The sequence below is a fragment of the Jeotgalibacillus proteolyticus genome (assembly GCF_050107735.1).
In the GTDB taxonomy this organism is placed as follows: domain Bacteria; phylum Bacillota; class Bacilli; order Bacillales; family Jeotgalibacillaceae; genus Jeotgalibacillus; species Jeotgalibacillus proteolyticus_A.
In genome coordinates this window covers 1-12,066 of the sequence record NZ_JBNILO010000003.1, presented here as the reverse complement: position 1 = coordinate 12,066, position 12,066 = coordinate 1, and the positions used below count along the sequence as shown (strand labels likewise).

General features: G+C 40.9%; 10 protein-coding genes and 2 riboswitches. Of the genes, 6 read left to right on the top strand and 4 right to left on the bottom strand.

What is annotated here, in order from left to right:
• Window positions 1-32 precede the first annotated feature (32 nt).
• Window positions 33-542 (top strand): shikimate kinase, encoded by a 510-nt coding sequence (locus ACQCT8_RS05345; protein WP_426869168.1) that lies wholly within the window; start codon window positions 33-35, stop codon window positions 540-542.
• Here the strand turns inward: ACQCT8_RS05345 and ACQCT8_RS05340 are convergent.
• Complete coding sequence (locus ACQCT8_RS05340) at window positions 539-1,300, bottom strand: YqhG family protein (protein ID WP_426869166.1); 762 nt, start codon at window positions 1,298-1,300, stop codon at window positions 539-541. The two genes, ACQCT8_RS05345 and ACQCT8_RS05340, sit on opposite strands and share 4 nt — an antisense overlap.
• Window positions 1,300-2,934 (bottom strand): DEAD/DEAH box helicase, encoded by a 1,635-nt coding sequence (locus tag ACQCT8_RS05335; protein ID WP_426869164.1) that lies wholly within the window; start codon window positions 2,932-2,934, stop codon window positions 1,300-1,302. The genes ACQCT8_RS05340 and ACQCT8_RS05335 overlap by 1 nt, the downstream gene beginning before the upstream one ends.
• Before the next feature lie 212 nt (window positions 2,935-3,146).
• Window positions 3,147-3,238, top strand: a riboswitch (glycine riboswitch).
• A 3-nt stretch (window positions 3,239-3,241) separates the two neighbouring features.
• Window positions 3,242-3,318: riboswitch (glycine riboswitch) on the top strand.
• Between the two features lie 75 nt (window positions 3,319-3,393).
• Here ACQCT8_RS05335 and gcvT point away from each other — a divergent pair.
• Genes gcvT through gcvPB form a run of 3 tightly spaced genes read left to right on the top strand, consistent with a single transcriptional unit; the run spans window position 3,394 to window position 7,327 of the window.
• Complete coding sequence (gene gcvT / locus ACQCT8_RS05330; RefSeq protein ID WP_426869162.1) at window positions 3,394-4,494, top strand: glycine cleavage system aminomethyltransferase GcvT; 1,101 nt, start codon at window positions 3,394-3,396, stop codon at window positions 4,492-4,494.
• A 21-nt stretch (window positions 4,495-4,515) separates the two neighbouring features.
• A complete protein-coding gene (gene gcvPA / locus ACQCT8_RS05325) occupies window positions 4,516-5,859 on the top strand; it encodes an aminomethyl-transferring glycine dehydrogenase subunit GcvPA (RefSeq protein WP_426869160.1) in 1,344 nt (447 codons plus the stop codon).
• Window positions 5,852-7,327 carry an aminomethyl-transferring glycine dehydrogenase subunit GcvPB gene (gene gcvPB / locus ACQCT8_RS05320; RefSeq protein WP_426869157.1) on the top strand — a complete coding sequence of 492 codons (1,476 nt, stop codon included), beginning with the start codon at window positions 5,852-5,854 and terminating at the stop codon, window positions 7,325-7,327. The genes gcvPA and gcvPB overlap by 8 nt, the downstream gene beginning before the upstream one ends.
• Before the next feature lie 125 nt (window positions 7,328-7,452).
• On the opposite strand, the gene ACQCT8_RS05315 is transcribed toward gcvPB, so the two are convergent.
• Window positions 7,453-7,833: a rhodanese-like domain-containing protein gene (locus ACQCT8_RS05315; RefSeq protein WP_278239475.1), complete on the bottom strand. Its 381-nt coding sequence runs from the start codon at window positions 7,831-7,833 to the stop codon at window positions 7,453-7,455.
• A gap of 155 nt (window positions 7,834-7,988) precedes the next feature.
• On the opposite strand from ACQCT8_RS05315, the gene ACQCT8_RS05310 reads away from it, so the two are divergent.
• Window positions 7,989-8,819 carry a lipoate--protein ligase family protein gene (locus ACQCT8_RS05310; protein ID WP_426869155.1) on the top strand — a complete coding sequence of 277 codons (831 nt, stop codon included), beginning with the start codon at window positions 7,989-7,991 and terminating at the stop codon, window positions 8,817-8,819.
• Between the two features lie 355 nt (window positions 8,820-9,174).
• The gene (locus tag ACQCT8_RS05305; protein WP_426869153.1) at window positions 9,175-11,724 is read left to right on the top strand and encodes a vitamin B12-dependent ribonucleotide reductase; all 2,550 of its coding nucleotides are present in this window, start codon (window positions 9,175-9,177) and stop codon (window positions 11,722-11,724) included.
• Window positions 11,725-11,834: 110 nt separating this feature from the next.
• On the opposite strand, the gene ACQCT8_RS05300 is transcribed toward ACQCT8_RS05305, so the two are convergent.
• On the bottom strand, window positions 11,835-12,066 hold a 232-nt coding region (locus ACQCT8_RS05300; RefSeq protein ID WP_426869151.1), incomplete at its 5' end, for a hypothetical protein.

Below are 12,066 nucleotides of genomic sequence, written 5' to 3'. Positions count from 1 at the left end.
GTGGAAATTGCACGCTGTTTGGAGGTTTAAAAATGAAAAAGAATCAGCATTTATTTTTAATCGGTTTTATGGGAGCAGGCAAATCGACAATCGGAGCTAAACTGGCTCATAAGCTGACAAGGGAATTTATCGATCTGGACAAGACGATAGAGATTGCTGAAGAAATGACAATCCCTGAACTGTTTTCGTCAAAGGGAGAACGGTATTTTCGGGAAAAAGAATCTGAATCTCTTAAAGAAATAAAAGGGGAAAAGGTAATTGCGACGGGAGGTGGAGTTCTTTACTTTGAAGACACACTATCCTGGATGAAAGAAAATGGCACAGTCATTTATCTTCACGCACCATTTTCTGTTTTGCATGAACGCATTGCTCAGGATACAAACAGGCCGGTTGCGGTTCGCAGTACGAAAGATCAGCTGGAAAAAATCTTTATGGAGCGGCATACTAATTTCCAGCGGGCGGCTGAGATAAGCGTTTCAACTCATTGTGACGTTGAAGAAACGATTTTTAACATTTTGAAAAAGATAGGCCAGCACTCTTAATTATTCCTTGCATAAACAAGGCCGCCAATTGGATAGTCAAATCTGATTTTGGGTTCATAGAGTGCTGAAAGATGTTCATATTCTCTCAGATCTTTTTTTTCTTTAAGCTGGTTTAAAAACGGAATCATTTTATCCTTCAGCCCTCTTGCTTCAGAAATTTCTTTTGAAAACAATGTCTTGCCTGTACTTTCGAGTTCAGTCAGGCTTTTTTGAATCGCTCTTTCAAACTGTACAATTGGGGACATTGTGACATGTCCGTCGGGAAGCGTACCTTTTAATGACTTGTAGTCAAAAAGATTTTCCCCGATTTTTATACTCCCTGTTGTTAAGGAGACTGCTGCTTCCCTCCAGTAAGAGGGGGCTCCTGGAGGATCCATTGTAAATAAACCCTGAATAATAATCCAAGGATAAAGCGGTGCGTAATGAGAGGTTGCCGACTCTGCGGTTTCATATCCTTTAAACATACGTGTTTCAAGATGAGCGGCCTCCACCAGCTGCTTGAAAATCGGATTCAGCGGTGTGGCTACTATAGAATTTGGCGGAGGCGAGCTCCCGTCATTTTTTAATATAGAGATGGTCATGGGTTCACCGGCCTGATTAGTGGCATCACGATAATGCCAGTAAAAAGGCCGGTTCATAAACTTCCGGTCCAGTTCTTCATTTAAATGAACCATAGATTGAGAAGGGCCTTTGGTAACCTGAACTCCTTTGTAATCTAAAAATTCGTGTACAAGCTCCCAATGAAGTGCGTTAGACATTATGACTGCTCCTTTTCGGATGATAATTCATAAAAATGTTCCAGCTGATTTAATTTCAATCTCATTTCTTTTTCTGAACGTGAGTGAAGCAAAGCGTCTTCAAGATAGCGGTTTATTTCTTTTTTGGTAGTCGAAGAAAGTAAATCGTCGTGTTCACCAATGATATATTGGAATAGTGAAACTTTTTCCTGCAATACATGCCAGATCCGTTCTTCAATCGTGTCTTTGTTTAAAAGGTAGTATATTTCCACATCTTCTTTTTGCCCAATTCTGTGTATACGTCCGATTCTTTGTTCAAGCTTCATGGGATTCCACGGAATATCGGCATGGATCATATATTTGCAAAATTGAAGGTTTAATCCCTCTGAACCGGCTTCAGTCGCAATTAATACCTGCGCTTTTTCGCGGAATAAATCGGTCATCCACTGTTTTTTTCCTTTTTTAAAGCCACCTCTGAAAGGAACAGAAGTAATATTGTGCTGCTTAAGAAACCAGCTTAAGTAGAGCTGTGTTGCTCTATATTGAGTGAAGACGATTACTTTTTCTTCTGTATTCTGGATAAAGGCTAAAATTCGCTGAGCTTTTGCTGTGATCAGTTGATCAGGAGTAACGTCTAAATTTATTCCCAGCTGGCTGCTGATTTCTTTATTCTGCTCTCTGTTCAAAGCTTTTAAAAGGGCAATAATTGAACTGCATCCCTGCTTGAGGAGGGTGATGTGAGAGAAGGCGTGCATATTCATTTCTTTTTGACTTCGATAGAATTGCTCAATTGAGTTATACAATTTTTTTTCATAGGGAAGCTGTTCAATCCACTCTATATGAATAGAACGCTTTGTCCACGAAATATCAGTTTCTTTCCTCCGGGTTCGTATCATAAAATCATCCAGCTTCTTTTTAATGACTAATTTTTCTTTCTCATCTTTACAGCCTTCTCTATACTCCTGTAAGGATCCCAGAAGCCCCGGCCGAAGAAGAGAAGATAAGTGATATAGATCCTCTGATTTATTTTGAATTGGGGTAGCAGTTAGAAATAAACAGTAACTCTTTGATAAAGAATGAATAAATTGATAGTTCAGCGTTTTTGGATTCGTTAGTTTATGTGCTTCATCCACGATGACCATATCATAATGGTGCTCTTCAATTTGTTCACGCAGAGGCGGGCGTTTTAGCAAATCGATGGTTGCGATGGTTACAGGAGATGATCGCCATTCTTTTTTTCCTTTATGCACAATACTATTAATTCCAAAGTGAACAAATAATTCACTTTGCCATTGTCCTCCAAGAGAAGCCGGTACTAAGATCAAGACGGACTTTACGTGTCCCCGGTACATATATTCTTTTAAAATTAAACCAGCTTCGATCGTTTTGCCTAAACCAACTTCATCTGCTAAAAGTGCTCTTCCGCCCATTTCAAATACAACCTTTTTGGCAGCATCAAGCTGATGGGGATGTAAAGTTAAATGATCAAGTTCTTTTAAGCAGCCAAGTGTTTTTTCAGGATAAAGGTATTCTTCTTTTCTTGTAGCCATAGAATGCATCAGTAAAGAAGAATTTAAGGAATGCTGTGATGAGTCCAGCCAGGATAAAAATGAGGTTGGCCAATTTGAATCCTGAAAATGAAGTGAATGATTCATATTTATCAAACCTTTCAAGTGTGGTAGCTTTTTATAAATTCGCTTAAAAACGAATCTTTTATATTCTGAATAAAAAAACATTGCCTAAAAAACAAAATAAATGATAGGATAAAGGGGATTCATTAGAAAAAATAAAATAAAAACCGAACATTTCATTACAAAACTTTGTTTGTTGTTCATAGTATGCCCATAAGTTAAGAAAATATGAGCGAATGAAAGCAGGGGGAGAGATCCTTTTTATAAAGGACGCCGAAGGAGCAAGCATGCATGTGAATCTCTCAGGCAAAAAGACTCCTGCTGGACGCAACTCTGGAGAGTGTTTCGTAATGAAACCACCAAAGAGGACAGCCGAATTTTGGTAAACTTTCAGGTGAAAGGACAGGGATCCCTAATTTATATGGGGATGCCCTGTCTTTTTTTGCATACATAACAGCAAACAATAATGGAGGGAGCAATTAAGTGACTGCATCATTGAAGAAAACACCTTTATTTGACCTTTACAAAGAGTCAGGCGGTAAAACCATTGATTTTGGAGGATGGGCTCTGCCGGTTCAATTCTCAAGTATTAAAGAAGAACATGAAGCGGTCAGAACGAAAGCAGGATTATTTGACGTTTCTCATATGGGTGAAGTCGATGTGAGAGGGAAAGACAGCCTTCAATACTTACAAAAAATGATGACAAATGATCTTTCAAAACTGAAAAATAATGAAGCGCTTTATACCGCGATGTGTTATGAAAATGGTGGCACTGTTGACGATTTGCTGGTTTACAAGCTGAAAGATGACCACTATCTTCTTGTCATTAATGCATCCAATATTGACAAAGATGCTGCCTGGCTCCAAAAACACGTAAATGAAGAAGTTCAGGTTACCGATATTTCGCCAAAAATTGCCCAGCTGGCTATACAAGGTCCAAAAGCTGAAGCCATTTTGCAGCAAATGACAGAAACGAACTTATCCCAAATTCCATTTTTTCATTTTCAAAATGATGTTCATATTAAAGGTGTCTCTGCTTTGGTTTCCCGAACAGGCTACACGGGTGAAGACGGCTTTGAACTTTATTGCCAGGCGGATCATGCTCCTGTTCTATGGAAAGAAATCCTAGAAGAAGGCAAGAAAGAAGGACTTATTCCATGCGGTCTTGGAGCGAGAGATACACTTCGATTTGAAGCCAAGCTCGCATTGTACGGTCAGGAGCTGACAGCAGAAATTACTCCTGTTGAAGCAGGAATTGGTTTTGCTGTTAGAACTGAAAAGGAAACTCCATTTATTGGGCAAAATGTTCTTAGAAATCAAAAAGAAAATGGGGCACCGAGAAAATTAGTGGGCATTGAAATGGTGGAACGGGGAATCCCCCGTCATGGTTATCCGGTATTTTCCGGAGAAGAAGAAATCGGCTTTGTCACAACAGGGACGCAGTCGCCGACTTTAAAAAAGAATATTGGCCATGTGTTACTTAAAAAGGAATATGCTTCTATCGGAAATGAAGTACTGGTTGAAATAAGAGGGAAAAAAGTAAAAGCTGAAATCGTAAAAACACCTTTTTACAAAAGAAAATAGGATTTATGAAGGAGGACAATTATGAATCATCGTTATTTGCCAATGACGGATCAGGACCAAAAAAAAATGCTTGAAGCAGTTGGCGTTGAAAATATAAATGATCTTTTTTCAGATATACCCGAAAAGGTTCGTTTTCAGGGAGATTTAAACATCAAGCCGGCCAAATCTGAAACTGCCCTGACAAGAGAACTTTTAAACATGGCGGCAAAAAATGCTGATACAAAACAATATATTTCATTTTTAGGGGCTGGTGTATACGATCACTATTCTCCTGCTATTGTAGATCATGTTATTTCACGTTCGGAATTTTACACGGCTTATACCCCTTATCAGCCTGAAATATCACAAGGCGAGCTGCAGGCGATTTTTGAATATCAGACCATGATCTGTGAGCTGACGGGGATGGAAGTAGCAAACTCGTCAATGTACGATGGTGGTACTTCTTTTGCAGAAGCGGCCATGCTTTCGGCAGGACAGACGAGAAGGAAGAAGGTGCTCGTTTCTGAAGCCGTAAATCCGGAATCAAGAGCGGTGCTCAAAACATATGCAGCGGGACAGCATATTGAAGTTGTAACGGTTCCTCAGAAAAATGGTGTAACCGACCTCGAAAAATTAAAAGAAATGCTGACAGATGAAGTGGCAGCTGTAATGGTCCAGTATCCAAATTTCTTTGGGCAGATCGAACGTCTGGACGAAATTGAGGCCATTACCCATAGTACAAAATCGATGTTTGTAGTGTCTTCCAATCCGCTTTCCCTCGGTGCTTTAACGCCGCCTGGACAATTCGGAGCAGATATTGTTGTTGGAGATGCACAGCCATTCGGCCTGCCTCAAGCATTTGGCGGACCTCACTGCGGTTATTTTGCTGTTACAAAAAAACTGATGAGGAAAGTACCCGGCCGCTTAGTAGGGGAAACGACAGATGATGAAGGACAAAGAGGATATGTTTTGACGCTTCAGGCTAGAGAGCAGCACATCAGACGGGATAAAGCAACGTCTAACATTTGTTCCAATCAGGCTCTTAATGCACTTGCTGCCTCTGTTGCCATGACAGCCCTTGGCAAAAGAGGAGTTGCAGAAATTGCACAACAGAACTTTAAAAAAGCTCATTATGCAAAACAGCAGCTTGTATCAGCCGGTATTCAGCTTGCAGAAGAAGGCTATACATTCAATGAATTTGTCATTAAATTAAACCGGCCGATAAAAGAAGTTAATGAGGCGCTTTTACAAAAAGGAATTATTGCAGGATATGATGTAGGCCGAGACTATGAAAACCGTAAAAATCAGATGCTTGTAGCTGTAACGGAACAGCGCACAAAAGATGATATCGATACCTTTGTAAAGGAGCTGATTCAATATGCATAAAAAAGATCAGCCGCTTATTTTTGAATTATCAAAAGATGGTCGAACGGGATACAGCTTAACACCGCTTGATGTACCGGACGTAGACATTGACTCACTGGCACCGAAAGGGTTTATTCGTGAAAGGGCTCCGGAACTGCCTGAAGTGGCAGAACTTGATATAATGCGGCACTATACCGCATTATCTAAGCGAAATCATGGAGTGGATTCAGGCTTTTATCCGCTTGGATCATGTACGATGAAATACAATCCGAAGGTAAATGAATCTGTGGCGAGGTACGCAGGATTTGCTCATATTCATCCTTTGCAGGAAGCCTCATCTGTTCAGGGGGCTATGGAATTAATGTATGATTTGCAGCAGCACCTGATTGAAATTACAGGCATGGATGAGGTAACACTTCAACCGGCAGCAGGAGCTCACGGAGAATGGACCGGTTTGATGATGATCCGGGCATTTCATGAAGCAAATGGCGACTTTAAACGAACAAAAGTCATTGTACCGGATTCAGCCCACGGAACCAATCCTGCTTCAGCAACAGTAGCAGGCTTTGATACGATTACAGTGAAGTCCGACAATCAAGGTTTAGTGGACCTTGAGGATTTAAAGCGGGTTGTTGGAGAGGACACTGCGGCACTTATGCTGACGAATCCGAATACACTTGGATTGTTCGAGGAAAATATCCTGGAAATGGCTTCAATTATTCATGAAGCAGGCGGGAAACTGTATTATGACGGTGCGAATTTAAATGCTGTGCTTTCTAAGGCGCGTCCTGGGGATATGGGCTTTGATGTGGTCCACTTAAATCTTCATAAAACATTTACAGGCCCGCATGGCGGAGGCGGTCCCGGTTCAGGACCAGTGGGAGTAAAGAAAGATTTAATTCCTTATCTTCCTAAGCCGATCTTAGTTAAAAACGGGGATCTTTATGACTTCGACTACAATCGTCCTGATTCAATTGGCAGAGTAAAGCCATTTTACGGCAACTTTGGTATAAACGTCCGTGCTTATACTTACATCCGTACCATGGGACCCGATGGATTGAAGGCTGTAAGTGAGTATGCAGTACTAAACGCGAATTACATGATGAGGAGACTTGCTCCACATTTTGATCTGCCATTTGATCGTCATTGCAAGCATGAGTTTGTATTGAGCGGGAAACGCCAGAAAAAGCTGGGTGTGCGAACGCTGGATATTGCAAAGCGCCTGCTTGATTTCGGATACCACCCTCCGACTATTTACTTTCCGTTAAATGTCGAAGAGTGCATGATGATTGAGCCAACCGAAACTGAATCAAAAGAAACACTTGACGCATTCATAGACGCAATGATCCAAATTGCCAAGGAAGTAGAAGATTCACCGGAAGTCGTTCAAAATGCTCCGCATACAACGATTATCGGACGTCTGGATGAAACAAAAGCAGCGCGGCAGCCGGTTCTTCGCTATATTAAAAAAGAAACAGTGGAAGTATAACATCCTCCCACTAAAAAAAGATCCAAAGAGTAATCTTTGGATCTTTTTGCTGTCATTTTATAAAATATAGTTGAATTAATCCTATTCAAGCGAGTCTTGTATAAATACAGGAAGTGATATAGGAATTATTTCCGTTTAATTTTGCCTGTCCACTTTTTAAAGCCGCCTTTAAGCTGATAAAGGTCCTTTACTCCTTTTTTGTGAAGAAGCTGAGCGGCGCGTCCGCTTCTCATGCCGTTTTGACAATAGAGATAAACCGGTTTATCAGGACGGATTTCACCGATTCTCATTTTAAGCTGGGAAAGAGGGATGTTTCGTGCCCCCAGTATATGACCGCCATCGTATTCCCGCTGTTCCCGGATATCAATCAGCTGAGCCTTGCGATAGCCGCTCTTAAACTCTTCCTCTGTTAAGGGTTTTAAAATGCGTTTCTGACGAAAATATGTGTAAGTTGAGTATAGTATGATCGCAACTAATACACCAATTAAGACATAAAGTGATTCCAACTCTTTGACCCCTTTCTATTTATAACACTCCTTTTATTATAGGGTGCATTTGCCGGAAGTTCAAAGAAAATTATTGTAAAACGCGGCTCTTTGAAAAAGTTTCTTCTTCTGTTAGACTAAAATCGACATAATTTAAAAGAATTGAGAGATGTGTGATGGAAACTTGGAGATTTATTGATTCAGGAAACGCTTCACCGGGCTTCAACATGGCGCTGGATGAAGCGCTGCTGGACTGGCACAGTGAAGGGAAGATCCCGCCAACCATTCGTTTCTATGGATGGAATCCCGCCACTCTGTCAATTGGTTATTTTCAAAATGTCCAAAAAGAAATTAATATGGACGAGGTTGCCAGGCATGGTCTTGGATTTGTCAGACGGCCAACAGGTGGCAGAGGAGTTTTACACGAACATGAACTGACCTATAGTGTAATTGTTAGTGAAGAACATCCTGCCATGCCCCAAACAGTTACCGAGGCCTACCGGGTTATTTCCGAAGGGATTTTACATGGTTTTCGCGACTTGGGTCTGGATGCTTATTTTTCTGTACCAAAGACAGCGGATGAGAAAAATCAGCTTAAAAATCCAAGAAGCTCGGTCTGTTTTGATGCACCTTCGTGGTATGAATTGGTGGTTGAAGGAAAAAAAGTGGCAGGAAGTGCTCAAACGAGACAAAAAGGCGTCATACTTCAGCATGGCTCAATCCTGCTCGACATTGACGAAGAAAAATTATTCAATCTGTTTCACTATCCAAGTGAACGCGTGAAAGAAAGAATGCAGCAGGCATTTAAGAAAAAAGCCGTTGCGATTAACCAGATGGCTGACAGCCCCGTAACGCTTGAACAAGCTAAAGAAGCATTTCGGCATGGTTTTGAAAAAGGGTTATCAATAAACCTGGAAGAGTATGCATTAAATCAGGAAGAGCTTGAATACGTTAATGAGATCATGACAAGACGGTATAATAATGACGAATGGAATTTTAAAAGGTAATTATAATTTTCAGAGGCTGATCTTAAATTAAAAATGTACGAGGGTCATAATTAATAAAAAACGGGCAAGTTCGCTCGTTTTTTTTGTTTTTTTAAGATGAATATCTTCAAGAAAACTTTGTCGTAAATTGCAAGTCTTGAAATAGACCAAAATAAGCTGATTTTTCCTAAATTACCTGTTAGACCTGCTGTTTTCTTTTAATATCAAGTATTTTTCGATTTGACATTTATTTTTTAATTGACTGAAAAAACTATATATAGTATGAGAATAAATTTCGAAAGTACTATATGTTGTGTTTTCTTTTAAAAAAGAGTACACTACAATCAATCATTATCTTATGGAAGGGGATAGAACGATGACCTCGTTATCTACTCAGCATACAGAACTAAATATAGAACAATTAAATCAGGATATTGCAAAATTCGACCCGGTTCACCCAATTACTCCGGATATGAAAATTACTCATAAAGGGGTTTCGCGTCTGGTCATGCTCGACCGTTATGCCTTTAAGGATACGGAAAAAAAATCACTGCGAACGGGTGATTTTGTTGTGCTCACAATTCGTGAAGATCCAAAATTTCCTGCCAGAGGATTGGGATACATACAAAGTATCAACTCCGAAAAAAGAGAAGCAAATGTTCTAATTGAAGAAGAGTTTAGAAACTCTCTGGATACGCCAAAAGAAATCGAAACGGGCATCGTGGTACGGTCGCTGGATGTAATAGAAAAACCGCTTGAAATCTTCTATGAGCAAATTGCCCTGCGAAATGCAACTGGGCTTGCTTCTGTTGAAAAAACAGAGGAGGACCGCATAAAATGGACCAAAGAATTTTATAATGAATTATCCAGCCTACATTTTGTTCCCGCGGGAAGAGTGCTGTACGGAGCAGGGGCAAAAACGGATGTTACGTTCTTTAATTGCTACGTTATGCCATTTGTGAAAGATTCGAGAGAAGGCATCTCTGATCACCGGAAGCAGGTAATGGAAATAATGAGCCGCGGTGGAGGTGTTGGTACAAATGGTTCCACACTCCGTCCAAGAAATACACTGGCACGAGGAGTTAATGGCAAATCCTCTGGTTCAGTATCATGGCTGGATGACATCGCGAAATTAACACATTTGGTAGAGCAGGGCGGCTCCAGAAGAGGAGCTCAAATGATCATGCTCTCAGACTGGCATCCGGATATCATTGAATTTATTATTTCTAAAATGCAAAATCCCCGCATCCTTCGCTTTCTTCTTGAAACAACTGAGGATGAGTTTATAAAGAAAATTGCACAGGAAAAATTAAAGTTTACCCCCTTGACTGAGCAGGAAGTCGGCATGTATCAGAGCATCGTAAACTATAAAGGGATTCCTGGATTTGGCGGATTTAATGAAAAAATCATCGAAGATGCAGAAGAAAAGCTGGCAACTGGCGGTACTTATTCTGTTCATAATCCTGAATTCCTTACAGGAGCAAATATTTCCATCTGTTTAACAGATGACTTTATGCAGGCAGTGGATAAGGATGAAGAATATGCACTTAGATTTCCTGACGTGGAATCCTATTCAAAAGAACAAATGACTGCATACAATGATTCCTGGCATGAAGTTGGAGATGTGCGTAAATGGGAAGAAGCAGGAAATGCGGTCCGAACGTACCGCACAATTAAAGCGAAAGAGCTGTGGAATCTAATTAATATCTGTGCAACGTATTCTGCCGAGCCTGGAATTTTCTTTATCGATAATGCCAACGACATGACAAATGCCAAAAGCTACGGTCAACAGGTCGTTGCAACAAATCCTTGCGGCGAGCAGCCGCTTGCGCCTTATTCAGTCTGCAACCTGGCAGCTGTAAACCTTGCTGAGTTTGCTGATAAAAAAGCCAGGAAGGTACAATTTGACAAGCTGAAGAAAACAGTCGAGATTGGTGTTCGAATGCAGGACAATGTCATTGATGCCACTCCTTATTTTCTTGAGGAAAATCAAACGCAGGCACTTGGGGAAAGAAGAGTAGGCCTTGGTGTTATGGGACTTGCCGACTTGTTGATTTATTGCGAGAAAGAATATGGCTCAGAAGAAGGCAATAAACTGGTAGATGAAATTTTTGAAACAATTGCTGTGACGGCTTACCGTACCTCTATTGAACTCGCTAAAGAGCGTGGAGCATTCCCATTCCTTGAAGGAGCAACTTCTGAAGAAACAGTACATTTAAGAAATGCTTTTACAGAAACAGGCTTTATGAAGAAAATGCCTGAGGATATTAAAGAGGGGATACGCGAGTACGGCATAAGAAACTCTCATCTGTTAACTGTTGCACCGACAGGAAGTACAGGTACCATGGTTGGTGTTTCAACAGGGCTTGAGCCATACTTCTCATTCACCTATTACAGAAGCGGACGACTCGGCAAGTTCATTGAAGTAAAAGCAGATATCGTCCGTGAATACCTGGAACTCAATCCTTCTGCTTCGGAAAATAATCTGCCGGATTTTTTTGTTACAGCAATGGAACTGGCTCCTGAAGCGCATGCTGATACACAATGTGTAATTCAAAGGTGGATTGACAGTTCAATTTCAAAAACAGTGAATGCTCCGAAGGGCTACGCCGTAGAACAGGTAGAAAGTGTATATGAGAGACTCTATAAAGGCGGAGCAAAAGGCGGTACGGTTTATGTAGATGGAAGCCGTGATTCGCAGGTGCTCACGCTAAAAGCAGAAGAAAACAATATGAATGAATCAACTCAAAAGACAAAGCAGAACGTTGTGCTTGTTGATACGATTCAGGACTTGCGGTCCACGAATGTCACGATCGGATCTGAACTGGGCAATACCTGCCCTGTCTGCCGCAAAGGAACGGTTAAAGAAATTGGCGGCTGCAACACTTGTACAAATTGTAATGCTCAATTGAAATGCGGTTTGTAAAATAAAATTGAGATTGGCATAAAATGCAAGAAATTGAAGAAGCGGTATTCATTACTGGTATGAGGAGAGCGCAGGGTGGTGCCATCTGCAGGATACAGTTGCTTGAGCTTTTACAGGACAAAACCATAAAATGCAAAAACCCCTTCTCTGTGAAACCGTCCGCCTAAAGTAGAGCGGAGTGAAACCCTCAATGAGCCTGAGACACTTGTCTCAGGCTTTTGTGCGACGGGCAGTCGCAAGGAGTGCTGGCTTAGCCAGCACTCTTCTTTTCGCTTTTCAGATAGAGACGTCATTTCGATGAAACGACTAGTTGAAGAAAAGAGGAGTGGATCCCAGATGGTG